This is a genomic window from Lunatimonas sp. (genome assembly GCF_020832325.1).
Lineage (GTDB): Bacteria > Bacteroidota > Bacteroidia > Cytophagales > Cyclobacteriaceae > Lunatimonas.
Window position 1 is genome coordinate 44105 of sequence record NZ_JAFIEU010000048.1, and the last position, 15270, is coordinate 59374.

Consider the following 15270-nt stretch of genomic DNA (forward strand, 5'->3'; position numbering starts at 1 on the left):
GTCTTATCTAGCCCTTTGGATCTGTGCCAAAGTAAAGTCCGGAGTGGTTACCGGTTCGCTACGTTGTAGCTGTCGATCCTGCACTTGGATTTCAAGGCGAATGGTGTCGTTACGGAATATGCTGTTCCATCCTAAAGACAACATGGCATAGCGTATCTGACCCTCTATCGCTCTGTCGCGGTCATCTGTCAATATTCTGGGAAAACGTCCGTTAAAGGTGGTGAAATACGGAGGTGCAGACCAGTCAAATTCGGTATATTGACCACTTCGCTTGATAAAAAATCGAATAAAAATATTGTAATAGTCAGGGTTTTCCTGCACCCATATGGTGTCATTTACCCGCACATTGTTAATGAGCGGCGAGATGATCCAATCCCGATTATTAAAGGATGGCGCACCCGGAGGTCTGTTTCGGTAGGTTATTAGCTGACCATTTTGATCCCTCGGGTATATTAATTCATTGAATGGAGGATCTATGTCTCTGGGATTGAGTCCCAAATCCCCCTCTTGGTCTTTAAAGTTTATGGTGACGATGAGAGAATCCGCTTCATTGGTCTCTACATATTCCAGGTTGTTGAAGCTGATTTCCGGTATACTGGGGAACCCTTCGGGAGGTGTGATGCAGGCATAGGCACCAACTAGTAGTAGTAGGATACAGGAAACTTTTATTACCTTCATTTGCTTTTTCATTTAGCAACGGTGCTGTACTTCCGTAAAGTTGTTTAAAAATAGTTTTTAACCAGTAAAATAACGATGAAATATTTCAAAAGTTTTTCAGAATCGCTAGAAAGGATCGGAGAGGGCGATTTTGAAGAAATGGCGATTCAGCTTTTTCGGCTTCAGGCGGCAGCAAATCCCGTGTATCGGGCATATGTTGAGGCACGGAGGTTGTCTATACATAAAGTAAGTAAGTTGGAGGAAATTCCTTTTCTGCCTTTGTCGTTTTTTAAAAGTAAACAGGTGTATTGCGGGGAGATAGCCGATCCCAATCAGTTTTATTCCAGTAGTGGGACTACGGATCAAATAAACAGTAAACATTACTTTTGGTCAGAGGAATATTATCTATCCCATGCCAAGCGCATTTTCGAGCAGTTTTATGGGTCATTGACAGATTACCATTTGATCGCCTTACTCCCTTCCTACTTGGAGCGGCAGGGCAGTTCCCTTGTCCGGATGGCAGATTTTTTTATCCAGGAAACCAAATCGAATTATTCTGGTTTCTATTTATATAACCATCAGGAGTTGGTCGATAAACTAGGTATCTTGAGTCAACTTGCAGATAGAAAGGTGCTGTTGTTAGGTGTGACCTTTGCGTTGTTGGATTTGGCGGATTCGGGGTTGGATTTCCCGCGTATCCCTGGGCTGACAGTCATGGAAACCGGTGGAATGAAGGGAAGAAGGCGTGAAATGATCCGTGATGAAGTACATGATCGGTTGAAAGTTGCGTTTGGGGTTGGGTCGATCCATTCGGAATATGGAATGACCGAAATGATGTCTCAATTGTATTCTAAGGGGGGTGGGAAATACGAGTTGCCCCCTTCGGTACGGGTGTTGATCCGAGATCCACACGATCCTTTTGCCTATGGGCACAATAAAACGGGAGGGATCAACGTGATAGATTTAGCCAATTTTCATTCCTGTGCGTTTTTAGAAACGCAGGATTTGGGACGCTGGGACGAGGAAGGTAGGTTAGAAATACTGGGGAGGTTTGATCATTCAGATCTTCGAGGTTGCAATTTAATGGTTAATTAATTTTGCGAAGCCTTTAGAATTAATCATATTTGGTCACATAAACATTTAATTGATATGCGGAAATTAACCTTCATTGCGTTGCTAATCGGCCTACTGGCCATGGGGGCTTGCGCTTCCAGTAAACCCTGTCCGGCGTATGCCAAAATGGACCTGAACAAAGAAATAAAGGGGTAAAAAATATGCTGACTTTAGTAGTCAGCATATTTTTTCACATCCTCTTCGTTGATTTCGTGGCTGCCAAGTATCACCAGACGCTCCACCACATTTCGGAGCTCACGGATATTTCCTGTCCAAGGGTTCTGTTTTAGCTTGTCCAATGCTGCCTCATGGATATGTTTCTTGGAGGTTCCATACTCGGCAGCAATGTCTTCGAGAAATTTTTCCACCAACAAGGGAATATCTTCGATCCGGTCTTTGAGCGGGGGGACTTGAATCAATATCACACTTAACCGGTGGTACAGGTCTTCGCGAAAATTCCCTTCTTTGATTTCTTTTTTCAAGTCTTTATTGGTCGCAGCCAATACGCGTACGTCCACGCGAATGTCTTTGTCGCCACCTACTCGGGTGATTTTGTGTTCCTGCAACGCCCTGAGGACCTTAGCCTGAGCAGATAAGCTCATGTCCCCAACTTCGTCTAGAAACAGGGTGCCTCCAGAGGCCTGCTCGAATTTCCCCTGTCGCTGCTTTAAAGCAGAGGTGAAAGAGCCCTTTTCATGTCCAAATAGCTCACTTTCTATGAGTTCTGAAGGAATAGCAGCACAATTTACTGCAATGAATGGGCCGGAGGAACGATTGCTTTTCGCATGTATCCAATGGGCTACCAGTTCCTTTCCCGTGCCATTAGGTCCGGTGATCAGCACGCGGGCATCTGTTGGAGCCACTTTTTCGATGGTTTCTTTGACCTGTTGCAACGCTTCGGAACTGCCTACCATGTCCAGCTTCTTGGACAGCTTTTTCTTTAGTACCGTTGTTTCCTGTACCAGATTTTTCTTGTCCAGTGCGTTTCGGACCGTAAGTAAAAGTCTGTTTAGGTCGGGGGGTTTAGGGACAAAGTCAAAGGCTCCCTTTTTAGTAGCTTCAACGGCGGTCTCGATGCTCCCATGCGCGGAAATCATGATAAACTGCGGCGGACGATCCAAGGTGCCTACTTTGGTGAGAACCTCAATGCCATCCATTTTGGGCATTTTTACATCACAAAGGACTAGGTCTACCTCGTGTTTTTGGATCATTTCCAAGCCTTCTTCTCCGTCCTGGGCTTCCAAAACCTCGTACTTTTCGTATTCGAGGATTTCTTTCAGTGTAGACCGAATGGCTTTTTCATCGTCGATGATCAAAATTTTAGGCATATGTATGTGTTTTGAAGGTCGAAAAAAACGTGCAAGCCTATAAGCCGGGTTCTGTCACCTTGTGAGCCTTACGGTAGACACCTGCTGCCAAGGGAACTTGCCATTTATCTAGTCCCGGCTTCGCAACCGGGATCAATCGATCTACCCGTTCCGTATGAGAGCGAGCAACTCCCTGTGAAAGGTGATTTCACGACGGAACCTATTTGATCTTTCAACCCATAAGGTTTGCCCTGCCCCTGCTGTCGCCAACAGGGCGGTGGGCTCTTACCCCACCATTTCACCCTTACCCTGCGACAGGCGCACGGCGGTATAATTTCTGTGGCACTTTCTGTAGCCATGCCGTCGCCAGCATGACCCCTTCCCGTTAGGAAGTATGGCGCTCTACGTTGCCCGGACTTTCCTCCCCGTACCGATCGAAATCGGGACAGAGCGACAAGTCAGCTTGCACGGTACAAAAGTACAGTTTTTTAGCGGTTTCGCAGCTTGCAAAAAATGTATTCCTTAAAAGCCTTTCCGACACTCGAAGAGTGAGGAGGGTAAGGGCAATGGAATCGCTCAAATGATAGAAAAATACTATCGCATAACCACTGCTCTTATTTGGATTAAGTTTAAATAGCTATTAATTTTGCCTTATCAAAACTTAATCTAAATAAGAATTGACCTTCCATTTACGCCTTATGTTACTGCAAAGTTATTTTCGGGTGGTCCGCTGCCAAGTAGTTTTTCTAGTGGTTGCCACGTTATCATTGTTTACATCGGTGGAAGTTGTAGTCGGCTCCACGGATCCAACAAACCCCAACAACCGAGACCTCGCCATAAGGGGAACCATCACCACGATGGAGGGAGAGCCTATCCCCTATGCCAATGTGCTGATTTTGGGTACCGTGAAAGGTGCCCATACGGATCTGAACGGAGATTTTCATATCTATGACTTGAAGGATGGTAACTACACGCTCAAAGTGTCAGCGGTAGGGTTCAAGTCATTTTTGAGGGAGGTAGAAGTGATCAACGGCCGTGTACAAGAACTGGAGTTGGCATTTTTGGAATCTGGAGTGGAGATGCCACAGGTTACGGTGGTATCTGACAAAGATCGGATTTTCAGCAAAGTACCCGGTGCCGTTACCTATATAGACAAAAAAGAAATTGCCTCCATTACACCTTTGAGTGGGAACGAGGTGTTGCGCAGGTCACCCGGTGTCCACGTAGTGGACGAAGAAGGTGTGGGTATGCGGGTTAATATAGGTATTCGCGGTTTGGATCCTGACAGAAGTAGATCGGTGTTGATGTTGGAGGACGGGGTACCAATAGCGCTGGCCCCGTATGGTGAGCCGGAGATGTATTTCACACCTGCCATAGACCGCATGGCTGGCATAGAAATTCTGAAGGGTTCCGGCCAAATCCTGTATGGGCCGCAGACCATCGGAGGAGTGGTGAACTACCTGACACCAAATCCGCCCCAAGAGCAGGAGGGTAGTGTTCGTATACAGGGCGGACAAGGCGGCTTTTTCAGTGGTATGGTAAATTATGGGAACACCTTTGGAAACACGGGACTTCAGGTAAACCTGTTGAAGAAACGTGCGGATAATATCGGTTCTACAGATTTTGATATCCTCGATTTTAATACCAAGCTTCTTTTTAGCTTAAGTGATAAGTCGGAGCTGGGTGTGAAGCTCGGTGTGTACGATGAAGTTTCAAACGCTACCTATATTGGCATTAATCAGGTGATGTACGATCGGGGCGGACAGGATTTTACTCGGTTGGCTCCCGATGATCAATTGGACGTTCGAAGGTACTCGATGAGCTTTAGTCACAAATATCGGTTCAGCGAAAATGTGAAGCTTAGAACAATCGCCTATGGGTATACCACAACGCGAAACTGGAGCCGTCAGGATTTTGCCATCAACAATAGCAATACACCTCCACCAAATTGGACCGGAGTGGTTTGGGGTGATACCGATATTCCAGGCGGGGCCATTTTTATGCGGAACGGAACGGGTAATCGCGACAGGCAATTTGAAGTGGCTGGTGTGGAACCACGCCTGGAAGCCAAACACAGTTTGTTTGACAAAAGGAATGATTTGGTAATTGGTACGCGGCTCCTGTATGAGAGGGCATTTGAGCAACGGGTAAATGGAACCAAAGCCGGTGTGAAAAGTGGAAACCTGGTGGAAGACGAGGTTCGTACCGGTCAGGCATGGAGTGCTTATGCAGAAAACAAGCTGCATTTGACAGACAAATTTATGGTAAGTGCCGGCTTACGAATGGAGCGGTTTCATTACGAGCGTGACATCAATCGACGCGAATTTGCCGGAGTGGGCATTAGAGATACTGTTTTGGTGGCGGCAAACACCATTCAGGAATTTATTCCAGGAGCTGGGTTTAATTACCGACCTAACACACAGGTGAGCGTATTTGGAGGTGTTCATAAAGGGTATGCGCCACCGCGGACCAAAGACGCCATCACTTCCACGGGAGATGCGCTGGATTTGGATGCGGAGGAAAGCTGGAATTTTGAATTGGGCTTCCGGTCGGAAATTAGTCGATGGCTATTTATGGAACTGACAGGCTTCCGCATGGATTTTAGCAATCAGATCATACCTGTCGCAGAGTCGGCCGGGGGGATCGGGTTTGGAGTAGTTAATGCCGGTGCCACCTTGCATCAGGGGATAGAGTCTGCGGTAATTTTTGACCTCGGGCAGTTGCTGGGATTTTCATCCATTGGACTTACTTACGACGTGAATGCTACCTATGTGCGTTCTACCTACTCGGATGATCGGTTTATCAGAGATGTAAATATAAACGGAAACCGTACTCCATATGCACCGGAATGGTTTATAAATTCAGCGTTGACCTTCGAAACGAACATGGGCTTAGGGGCAAGGATTTCGGCTAACTATGTGGGCAATCAGTTTACCGATGAGCTAAATACCGTGGCGCCATCCGCAGATGGAAGAATAGGTCAGTTGCCGGCATATTTTTTGATGGATACGAATCTGTTTTACGAGGTAGGTAAGTGGAATTCCAGATTTAATTTTACGGTTAAGAATCTGTTCAATGAGCGGTATATAGCAACGCGCAGACCGCAGGGCATTCGTGTAGGGTTGCCCAGATTTGTTACTTTGGGATATGAATTCAGATTTTAGTGTAAAATTTATTAAACCTTTTTGGTCTCCGCTAGTTCTAGATATATAAGGCTTAGACAAGCTTTTCTTCATAGTGCTGGGTTAAGCCGCCTCATTTCGATGAGGCGGCTTTTTTTGTAGAGATTGCAGAAACCCCTCCGCTCGCGTAACAAGGATTTGTTTGTTGGCTGTGGTCTGTCAATAATTAATTTTTACCTTTGTAGCCAAACTTCCTTCACATGATCATCATAGAAAACGCGGTATTGAGTGACGATATCAAAGAAAATTTTTTTGTTTGTGACCTGTCCAAATGCAAGGGTGCCTGCTGTGTGGAGGGAGATGCAGGAGCTCCTCTGGAAGAGGAAGAGATTCGTTTGCTGGAGCAGGAGTATGAAAGAATCAAGCCATTTTTATCTCAGGAAGGTGTGGCTTCTATCGAAAAAAAGGGAGTATGGGAACTGGATCAAGAGAATGAGAAGGGAACGGCTACCATCGGAAAAAACGGTGCCTGTGCGTTTTCCCTTACAGACGCACAAGGGGTGTTAAAGTGTGGAATAGAGGAGGCTTATCTAGCTGGGGAAACCACCTTTCGTAAGCCGATAAGCTGCCATCTTTACCCCATTCGTGTGACCAAATACGATCAATATGATGCACTGAACTACGACCGTTGGGACATCTGTGATGCTGCGTGCGTGCTCGGCAGGCAATTAGGCGTGCCCCTGTACCGATTTCTGAAAGACGCACTTATCCGCAAATACGGAGAGGATTGGTACGCCCAACTTGTGGAGGAGATTGAAGGGGCCTAGCTTTTTTTTGGAATTGAGGTCAACTCCGGTTTTCAAAATTGCGTCAGGTGATAGTGAAATAGGCTTTGTCGGCAAAGTGCCCTTGTGGCCTTTTCGTAGAATTGATTGGTTTTTATTATTTTTATAACTCATTCAAGTATGTTGTACGTCCTATGAAAACGCAACCGGAAAAAAACACAGTCAACGAACCCGACTTTGCTTACGGTTCCTATACCTATGCGGATTACCTTACCTGGGAGATAGATGAAATGGTGGAACTGATCCGTGGAAAGGTGTTTCGGCAGGCAGCCGCGCCAAGAGTGATTCATCAACGGATATCCGGAAAAATTTTCTACTCGCTGTACGATTTGCTAAAGGGTAAGCCTTGCGAAGTGTTTTCGGCTCCTTTTGATGTGCGGCTTCCGGTGGCTTCCAAAAAGAATGAAGATATCGATACCGTTGTCCAACCGGACTTGTGTGTCATATGTGATGCGGAGAAGATAGACGAACGTGGCTGTCTAGGGGCGCCGGACTTGATCATAGAGATACTTTCTCCCGGCAATAATAGAAAAGACCTGAAGTTAAAATACGACGTGTATGAGGCTTCTGGAGTGAAGGAGTACTGGGTCATCCATCCGGATGAGCGAACGCTTCTAATTTATACCCTAGATGAGCAGCGATACCGCGCCTCCCGTTTATTCACCCCGGGTGATAAGGTTAGTTCTCAAGCTGTTCCCGGATTTGAGCTGGAGTTGGATGATGTGTTTGGAGGATTATAGTAAGTTCTTTTGGCTACGGATCTTCAACCTACGATTTCCAAAAATAACATGAGGTATACCAAATTTACTTTATTCCTTTTTCCAGTTTTCCTGTTGCAAAATTGTGGAGATAAAGGTGATGAGGATACCCTAGTATCTATCAAAACGATAGAGATCCAGAAGGATTTTTTGTTTGGCGATTCACCGGAATGGGGAAGAGGAAAGAAATCCAATGATTCTGTTTTACCGGATACTATCCCAGAAATAGTGGGCGTTCTATTATTGATTGGCAGTGGAACGGATCAATATCTACTTAAGGCAATGGAGTACCCATCTAGGTGTTTTTCCAGAACCGAAATGCTAGGTTTAGATTTTCGGTAATACCTATGACCTTCCATTGAGTAATATATTGAGTAATTTTACTCAATATATTGAGTAAATTTTTTATAAGCGCATTAAATAAATGATATTCAGGTAAATATAGGTTATTTTTTATCCCTGACAAACCAATAAATGAAAGCCGCAAGGTCTGTCATTCAAAATAAATCCAGCACATTTAATTGCAAAAATTCCTGCCATTGAATCCCTGCCTCCCCGATCAGGAGGGATTTTGCGGGTTTGAATTTCTCATTAAAAGCGCCCAAGCCGGATAGCTTTCCTGTTTTTCCGGATTTCACTTCAAGGGCAATCACTTGGTTTTTGTAGGCCACTATAAAATCCACCTCGTCATTGCCTTCCCGCCAATAGTGGACAGTTAGCTTTTTGTTTTTAAATGCCTGATTGATGAGGTGAGCACCTACGGCAGATTCCACCCACCTTCCCCAGGCTTCTTGGTTTTTAAGGATGGTGTAAAGACTTTCGCTTGAAATCGCTGACATGATTGCTGTATTGTGAACCTGAAATTTGGGACTGGAAGCGCGTTTCCGGATCATATTGGGGCTATACTTTTCAACGCCACCCAGCAGGCCGGCATCATGGAGTAATTCCAGGTAATTGGCCAAAGTGGTGGTGTTGCCTGCCTCGGTTAGTTGTCCCATGATTTTGGTATAGCTCAGGATCTGTCCGGAATAGGCTGAGCCCAATTCAAACAAACGCTTCATCAAGGCAGGCTTATCCACCCGGGTTAGCATAAGGATGTCTTTGGAGATACTCGTTTCCAAAAGTGCGTCACGGACATAGCTTTTCCATCGGTCTTCATCTTCTTTTAGCGTTATTGCACCCGGATATCCCCCAAACCACACAAACTCCTCAGCTGTGAGACCAAATGCATCCTTCATTTCCTTGTAGGTCCAATGCCCCAAGTAAGTGGATTCGAACCTACCTGCCAAAGACTCGGTGAGCCCCTGCTGTAGCATCAACCTGGATGCACCCAACAGAACAACCCTGATATCCCTGCCATCTGCGGTGTCTTTGTCCCATTCGGCTTTGATCTGCTCGGACCAATTGATGATTTTCTGAACCTCATCGATTACCAAAAGAAAAGGTTTGTCAGCTTGCTGTTGCTGTCGGATCCGGACGGTTTCCCAATGCATTGCTATCCACCTACCATCTCCGGCAGGAACTGCATCGGCGGCCACCGACAAGTGAGGGAAATCAAGATCTTCCATCACCTGCCTTACTAAGGTAGTCTTGCCTACCTGTCGAGGTCCGTAGATGACCTGTATAAATCTCCTGGGTTCGTCTTTCAGCCGTTTCAACAAACCTGATTTTTCTGTTCTTTGGTAGGCCATATTATTTTACTCATTATATTGAGTAAAAATACTCAAGATAATGAGTAAATTCAAAATATTAGCTTTTAGATTTTTAACGGATGTATTGAATCTTTTTGTGTTGGCAGCGGCAATGGTTGAAGTTGCAACTGATGCTGGGTTTAATTTGATTGCTGAGTGTAATTTTGATTGGATACCCGGCCAGTTATTGAAGCGAGAACATTAGCTTACACTAGGAGAAAACCCTTAAAATGTCTTCTCGAACTGACAAACTGTAATTACTTTTGTAAAGCATAAATGACAATTCAATGGAAGTTTTGTATAGTTTTTACGACAACTTGATCAGGCAGGTTAGAAATGATTTTTATAGATTTCTCATGCGGACCATCAAATGGGAGCAGCGCATGCTTGCCATAAAGGGACCCCGAGGCTCCGGAAAAACCACCTTGATGTTGCAATATATCCGCTTTTACCTCAAACAACCAAGGGACTGCGTTTAAGGTTAAAAAGCTCCTTGGTGTGCTGGCGGAGTCGGTACCTTTCAAGCCAAATATATCTGCTTTGGCCAGGAAGTTGGACGTCAGTAGGGAAACTATCTACGCTTGGTTTGTCCATTTGGAGAAAGCCAGCATGCTGAATTTTCTTTTGGTGCGGGGAAAAGGCGTATCCATTTTGCAAAAGCCGGAAAAGGTCTATTTGGAAAACACCAATTTGGCTTTTGCCATGAAAGCCCATCCAGACCTTGGTTCCATCAGAGAAACTTTTTTGCTTAACCAGTTAATCAATGCAAAACTTTCCGTCACCTTGCCCAACTCGGGTGATTTTTATGTCTCCGGGGTACATATTGAAGTAGGGGGAAAAAGTAAAAATGCCGCTCAGGTAAAAGGAGAATCCTCCTATTTGATTGCAGCAGATGATATTGAAATTGGTTTTGGTACGAAAATACCTTTGTGGCTTTTTGGGTTTTTGTATTGAATATTTTTCTTATGGATCACTCAAAGCCAGGTGGGAAAATCAAATCGACAGGCATCTACACGTATCAGCAAAAAGAATTTTTCGGATGAGCTTGGGTTTTTGGTGGTTGGTTTTTGATCTCCAGATTGAATGTTTTTTGTTTATTACAGATTTACCCAAATTACCACAGATGTCCCAGATAAACCCATCCGCTTAACGAAAGGCGCAGTACCCGAGGGATGGAAGACCATCCGGTTGAAAATTTTCAAGTGACGCATTACCTAGACGCCAAGCATACATGCGCCAACGGTCTTAAGGGCCGTTACAACAATAACCGTGGATGGCAACCCACGGCATTGACAGATACCGAGCCCCCATCCCGGTGCGGGGTTGAACGTTTGTGCGGGGCAGCGTGCTTGGTGCCACGATCGGCAGTCGGGAGTGAGAATATCTTCATAGGAAGCATCCGCCTCATCGGCTATCGTTCATGCAATCTACTTCGGGGCCGGGAGGGAGGAGATGATTTTCCCGGGGGTGGCAGCCCTTCGGGCATGGGATTGCCGACGTAGAATACTGACGATTAAAACAGTGTTGTACCTATCCTCATTATCTGAGACTTAGTCGTATTTGCTCTTTCATTCAAAAGGTAAAGCTGCCCGTTCACGGGATAAATGGGTCAGTTCACGGGAAAACGTGTTTTTGGGTTTGATTTTAACTACTAAAAAGCTAGATTGATAGAGAAATAGGTAAATATTCTAATTCGGTTACAAAAATATTTTAGAAAATCTTGCTTTAGCTATGTTTCTGATTCCCGTTCCGTATGAGTTACTGTTTCCTTAGGGCATAGGATAAGACCGAACTGCTCTTTATCCACTATGCTGAGGTTATTCCGATAGAAACAAGTGAAAGCGAATGCTTATCTCATAGACACATTGCATAACCCTCACCCTGGTTTAAGTTTTTCAGAGTGTCATGCAGTGGTGCGGCGATATGTCTATAATACGGGTTTTGGTACTTATGCCTGTTCTTGAGTCAATAGCTATAATACGGTTTCCAAAGACATCCCAGATACTTCGGGATGCGGTTTCCCGGAAAATTTACCGGATGTGCTTTCAAAAAAGAAATGAAGTATACCACGCTCACTTTACTTGTTTTTCCGGTTTTCCTATTACAAAATTGTGGAGGTAAAGACATCTCAGATGCGCTTGTGCCTACTACTTCCATACAAATCCAAAAAGAGTTTTTGCTTGGTGGATTGCCGGAATTACAGTTTGAAATGCTGGATACCATAAATCTCGAGGCCAAGGGAATCCCTCCTATTTCATCAGTTCAGGATATAGCCTTCTCACAAAACTTTTTTTTCCTTTTAGACAGAAAACAGGGGCTTTTAAAATTTGACTACAGCGGTAGTTTTCTCCGGGCAATCGGGGAGATTGGAGAAGGCCCTATGGAATATATTTTGCCCTATGCGATTTATCTGGAAGAGAATGAAAACAAAGTCCTTGTGACAGATTGGGTTAAAATGGTATTAATTTCTTATGACCTTGACGGAAAGTTCATTAGCTCAAGCCGATTGCCTGGTCGTCCAATTTCCCTGTACAATGAAAATGATACGTTATTGGTGATTCAAGAGAGTATTTTTGGTTCGAACGAAAAAGCCCGTAACGTACTATTAAGCTCATACGAACCAAAAACGCTTGAAGTCATCAAACACCAGAAAAACCCGCTGTACAGTTATATTTCAAAATTCACGTTAATCCATATGTTACCAAGAGTTCTGGGCGGGCGAAATGAATCAAGCCTATTTTACCTACCTCAAACTCGACAAGAGGGATTATTTGAGCATAAAGATACGATCTACAGAAAAGTGGAAGATCATCTGGTTCCGGAATACCTGCTCCACTTTACGGGATTCGAAAATGAAGAACAAATTTGGATATCCTATGTAGAAATGTTCGAAGGATATGCTTGCTTGGTTTTTTTATTTGAAAAGCAGTATTATCTGGTATTATTGGATTTAGTTAACTGTATACCATTGTCAATTCTAAAAAATACTATTGATACTCACGTAACGGCGATGAAGATTCAAAGCTTACCAAGACATCTAAAAGGGAATATGTTTTACTCCATCCTAGGGACCGAGGACGGAATGGAGGAAAAAAATCCATTAATTGTGTTTTATCGTCTAGTATCTCCGAGTATAAAGGGTGATAGAAATAGTGGAAAATAACGGATTTAGCTTTGAATATGGCAATAATTAGGAGTGTTAAAGGTATGCATTAGAGAACGACACAAAAAATCACTAAATTTTTCAGGTCATTGACAACCATACAGTTACCTAATTACCTTTATCCAAATACCAGTTCACATGAAAAAGGTGACCATTCACGGGATAATACCTACCATTCACGGGAAATAGCCTTTAACCTATTTTATTTTACATATTTTTTTTGAAACTTTCAGATATGTAAAACTAAAATCATTTATATCATGAAAAAGAAAATGACATTAAAAAAAGTAACCTTAGCCGCAGGTGTAGTGGCTATGAGTGTGGGGTTGTTTAATACTTTCACCTCAGAGGCAAATAGCGGATCAGATGTTTCTTGTTACAATGAATACAATGAAGGTACAACCCATATAACCTTTTGCAATGGTTGTGTAGAGCGAACCGCAAGCACCTATAGAAATCAAGGAAATTGCACACCTTGATAGTCAATCAAGGAGGTTGTATCACTAGTTAAAACTGTATTTAAGTCAATATATTGTGGTGTTTTAACCATTATACATATTACTGGATAGCCCAACTTCAAAACAATACAGAAAACCAATGTTTTAAAGATTTAAAATTATATATCTAGATATTCAATTATTTGATCATAAATTTTAACTATTGATACAACCTCTTTCATTAATTTAAAATCACGGAGTAATGAATTTTCACATATTAATTTATATAATGTGCATTTGTTTGATGAATTTTAATATCAATAAATGTACTCAATTAGATCATAAAGAATACATAAATGTAAATAAAGATATCATTGGTTATCAAGTCAAATTTAACAATCTACAGCAAAATGATTCTTTATGTTTTATTTTTAAAAACATTAGTAGTGGTAAAAAAATAATTATATCAATAGTTGATTCGGGTTGTACTATATGCATTAAAAACTTCAATGACTGGAATACATTTTTTGGACAAAAAGATTACGAAGATACAGATATATATATTATATTTTTTGGTGGAAATTTCAACACAGTTCATCATTATTACGATAGCATCATAAACCCAAAATTTAAAATATTTTTTATGAATGACAGGTTATTTATTTACGATAACAATCTCTTTATGTATTTAAATAAATTTTTACTGGTTAATAGTGACAATAGAATTTTAGCTGTAGGAGATCCTTTACAAGAACGCCACATTGACAACATATTCAGGCATTTAATAAATAGTTAATATGAAACAAATAATGTTTTTAGGGTTAGTGTTTTTCATGCTTTCTTGTGGAGACAAACACAATAAGAATAATGAAAGGGTTATTTCGGGTGAAATAGTTAAAAACGCTAAAATTCTTAGCAGTAGCGGAGTTCCGGAAATTGAAGTTTTAAACATAAAAACACTAGGAATAATTGATACAACATTACTGGTGATGGATAAATTTAGTGAACCGATTTTTAATTTCTACGGATTGAAAAGTTTGTCGTTTTTGGGGGCTTTCGGGAATTTGGGTGATGGTCCAAATGACTTTCTATATCCATGGTTTAATAATCAATTTATTATAAATAGAGATAGTATTTATTTTTATATTTCTGACTTTCAGAAAAACAATTTTTCTAAAATCAATCTTTCAAAGAGTTTAAAATCAAATAAGATTAATGTAGCGTGGTCCATTAGATTGCCTGCTGAACTTATGCGAGGCTTTACTGACATTTTCATATCGGGAGATACAACACTGAAAGGAAATTACAGAGGGTCATATGATAAGAGAAGTGGTCGATTTTTTAATTTTGGATTGAAAGATAAAAAATTGACCTGGTCAAATTACTTTCCAAAATTGAATCAGAATTATCTAACCGAAAAATATCCCATGCTTTACTATAGTTTTTTAGGATTTAATTCTGAAAAAAACATCATTGCTTCAGCCATGCATTATTTAAATAGAGTTGAATTTTTAGATTTAGACTTCAATGTTCTCAATTATTTAAGCTTTGAAGAGAATTATGGATATATTCCCGATTCGGAAAATTTTGGCACACCTGACAGTATCATATTTTTCAACGCGTGCTATTCCGGGAGGGATTATTTTTATGCTTTAGCTGTTAATGGAACAACGGAGAAATACGTTACAAATAAAGGTATGATGCAATTGCATAAATTTAAATGGTCCGGAGATTTAATTAAAACATTCTTATTGGATAGGGTATATCTTGGTCAATTCGTAGTTGATGAAAGGAATGGGGTATTATATGCCATTAATCTTGGAGAGGACAAGGAAGAATTCCCTATACTTAAATATAAACTATAAAAGATGAAAAAGGAAATCATTATTAATTTATCAATTTTTTTTATATTTATTTCATTACTATTCATCTTTGTAAATTTTAACAGAAGATTAAGTTACTACAAATTTCTGTTAAATGAAAGTGACCAAAAGGTTATTAGGTTAATACTACTTTACTAAGTTAAAGTAGCCATCGTTTTTGTAATACCGGTCGCTGTCTCTTTTACGTTTTTTATGTCTGGTTTTGATTTGGTTTAGCTTTATTTCAAAATCCTACGGTCAGCCCAAGAGCAAAACGACCATCAAAATACGACGGTCGAGTACGCTAATATCCGG

General features: G+C 41.9%; 15 protein-coding genes and 1 other RNA gene. 12 read left to right on the forward strand and 4 right to left on the reverse strand.

What is annotated here, in order from left to right:
* Positions 1 to 3: 3 nt before the first annotated feature.
* Positions 4 to 678 (reverse strand): hypothetical protein, encoded by a 675-nt coding sequence (locus JJU34_RS19115; RefSeq protein ID WP_228694028.1) that lies wholly within the window; start codon positions 676 to 678, stop codon positions 4 to 6.
* A 75-nt stretch (positions 679 to 753) separates the two neighbouring features.
* Here JJU34_RS19115 and JJU34_RS19120 point away from each other — a divergent pair, with 75 nt between their 5' ends.
* Complete coding sequence (locus JJU34_RS19120; protein WP_228694029.1) at positions 754 to 1752, forward strand: acyl transferase; 999 nt, start codon at positions 754 to 756, stop codon at positions 1750 to 1752.
* A gap of 188 nt (positions 1753 to 1940) precedes the next feature.
* Here the strand turns inward: JJU34_RS19120 and JJU34_RS19125 are convergent, their stop codons facing one another.
* Positions 1941 to 3098, reverse strand: coding sequence for a sigma-54 dependent transcriptional regulator (locus JJU34_RS19125; protein WP_228694030.1), 1158 nt, complete (start codon positions 3096 to 3098; stop codon positions 1941 to 1943).
* Positions 3099 to 3122: 24 nt separating this feature from the next.
* Positions 3123 to 3547, reverse strand: an RNA gene (gene rnpB / locus JJU34_RS19130) — RNase P RNA component class A.
* 228 nt (positions 3548 to 3775) lie between these two features.
* Here rnpB and JJU34_RS19135 point away from each other — a divergent pair.
* The 3 genes from JJU34_RS19135 to JJU34_RS19145 all read left to right on the forward strand — a co-directional run bounded on the left by JJU34_RS19135 (position 3776) and on the right by JJU34_RS19145 (position 7784).
* Positions 3776 to 6241, forward strand: a complete 2466-nt coding sequence (locus JJU34_RS19135; RefSeq protein WP_228694031.1) for a TonB-dependent receptor — start codon at positions 3776 to 3778, stop codon at positions 6239 to 6241.
* Positions 6242 to 6459: 218 nt separating this feature from the next.
* On the forward strand, positions 6460 to 7026 hold the full coding sequence (locus JJU34_RS19140) for a DUF3109 family protein (protein ID WP_228694032.1): 567 nt from the start codon (positions 6460 to 6462) through the stop codon (positions 7024 to 7026).
* Between the two features lie 152 nt (positions 7027 to 7178).
* Complete coding sequence (locus tag JJU34_RS19145) at positions 7179 to 7784, forward strand: Uma2 family endonuclease (protein WP_228694033.1); 606 nt, start codon at positions 7179 to 7181, stop codon at positions 7782 to 7784.
* Between the two features lie 515 nt (positions 7785 to 8299).
* Here JJU34_RS19145 and JJU34_RS19150 read toward each other — a convergent pair.
* The gene (locus JJU34_RS19150; RefSeq protein WP_228694034.1) at positions 8300 to 9493 is read right to left on the reverse strand and encodes an ATP-binding protein; all 1194 of its coding nucleotides are present in this window, start codon (positions 9491 to 9493) and stop codon (positions 8300 to 8302) included.
* A gap of 40 nt (positions 9494 to 9533) precedes the next feature.
* Between JJU34_RS19150 and JJU34_RS19155 the strand changes: the two genes are divergently transcribed.
* The 8 genes from JJU34_RS19155 to JJU34_RS19190 all read left to right on the forward strand — a co-directional run bounded on the left by JJU34_RS19155 (position 9534) and on the right by JJU34_RS19190 (position 14958).
* Positions 9534 to 9698, forward strand: coding sequence for a hypothetical protein (locus JJU34_RS19155; RefSeq protein WP_228694035.1), 165 nt, complete (start codon positions 9534 to 9536; stop codon positions 9696 to 9698).
* A gap of 82 nt (positions 9699 to 9780) precedes the next feature.
* Positions 9781 to 9972: a hypothetical protein gene (locus tag JJU34_RS19160; RefSeq protein ID WP_228694036.1), complete on the forward strand. Its 192-nt coding sequence runs from the start codon at positions 9781 to 9783 to the stop codon at positions 9970 to 9972.
* A gap of 61 nt (positions 9973 to 10033) precedes the next feature.
* Entirely contained in the window at positions 10034 to 10447 is a 414-nt protein-coding gene (locus JJU34_RS19165; protein WP_228694037.1) for a hypothetical protein, read from the forward strand.
* Positions 10448 to 10665: 218 nt separating this feature from the next.
* Positions 10666 to 10995, forward strand: a complete 330-nt coding sequence (locus tag JJU34_RS19170; RefSeq protein WP_228694038.1) for a hypothetical protein — start codon at positions 10666 to 10668, stop codon at positions 10993 to 10995.
* A gap of 554 nt (positions 10996 to 11549) precedes the next feature.
* On the forward strand, positions 11550 to 12656 hold the full coding sequence (locus JJU34_RS19175; RefSeq protein ID WP_228694039.1) for a 6-bladed beta-propeller: 1107 nt from the start codon (positions 11550 to 11552) through the stop codon (positions 12654 to 12656).
* 260 nt (positions 12657 to 12916) lie between these two features.
* The gene (locus JJU34_RS19180) at positions 12917 to 13135 is read left to right on the forward strand and encodes a hypothetical protein (protein WP_228694040.1); all 219 of its coding nucleotides are present in this window, start codon (positions 12917 to 12919) and stop codon (positions 13133 to 13135) included.
* 262 nt (positions 13136 to 13397) lie between these two features.
* Positions 13398 to 13889, forward strand: a complete 492-nt coding sequence (locus JJU34_RS19185; protein WP_228694041.1) for a hypothetical protein — start codon at positions 13398 to 13400, stop codon at positions 13887 to 13889.
* 1 nt (position 13890) lies between these two features.
* Complete coding sequence (locus JJU34_RS19190; RefSeq protein WP_228694042.1) at positions 13891 to 14958, forward strand: BF3164 family lipoprotein; 1068 nt, start codon at positions 13891 to 13893, stop codon at positions 14956 to 14958.
* Positions 14959 to 15270: the final 312 nt, after the last annotated feature.

Coding starts and splice junctions, on each gene's coding strand:
- JJU34_RS19115 (WP_228694028.1), bottom strand. CDS start 678: ATGAAGGTAATAAAAGTTTCCTGTATCCTACTACTACTAGTTGGTGCC.
- JJU34_RS19120 (WP_228694029.1), top strand. CDS start 754: ATGAAATATTTCAAAAGTTTTTCAGAATCGCTAGAAAGGATCGGAGAG.
- JJU34_RS19125 (WP_228694030.1), bottom strand. CDS start 3,098: ATGCCTAAAATTTTGATCATCGACGATGAAAAAGCCATTCGGTCTACA.
- JJU34_RS19135 (WP_228694031.1), top strand. CDS start 3,776: ATGTTACTGCAAAGTTATTTTCGGGTGGTCCGCTGCCAAGTAGTTTTT.
- JJU34_RS19140 (WP_228694032.1), top strand. CDS start 6,460: ATGATCATCATAGAAAACGCGGTATTGAGTGACGATATCAAAGAAAAT.
- JJU34_RS19145 (WP_228694033.1), top strand. CDS start 7,179: ATGAAAACGCAACCGGAAAAAAACACAGTCAACGAACCCGACTTTGCT.
- JJU34_RS19150 (WP_228694034.1), bottom strand. CDS start 9,493: ATGGCCTACCAAAGAACAGAAAAATCAGGTTTGTTGAAACGGCTGAAA.
- JJU34_RS19155 (WP_228694035.1), top strand. CDS start 9,534: ATGAGTAAATTCAAAATATTAGCTTTTAGATTTTTAACGGATGTATTG.
- JJU34_RS19160 (WP_228694036.1), top strand. CDS start 9,781: ATGGAAGTTTTGTATAGTTTTTACGACAACTTGATCAGGCAGGTTAGA.
- JJU34_RS19170 (WP_228694038.1), top strand. CDS start 10,666: ATGGAAGACCATCCGGTTGAAAATTTTCAAGTGACGCATTACCTAGAC.
- JJU34_RS19175 (WP_228694039.1), top strand. CDS start 11,550: ATGAAGTATACCACGCTCACTTTACTTGTTTTTCCGGTTTTCCTATTA.
- JJU34_RS19180 (WP_228694040.1), top strand. CDS start 12,917: ATGAAAAAGAAAATGACATTAAAAAAAGTAACCTTAGCCGCAGGTGTA.
- JJU34_RS19185 (WP_228694041.1), top strand. CDS start 13,398: ATGAATTTTAATATCAATAAATGTACTCAATTAGATCATAAAGAATAC.
- JJU34_RS19190 (WP_228694042.1), top strand. CDS start 13,891: ATGAAACAAATAATGTTTTTAGGGTTAGTGTTTTTCATGCTTTCTTGT.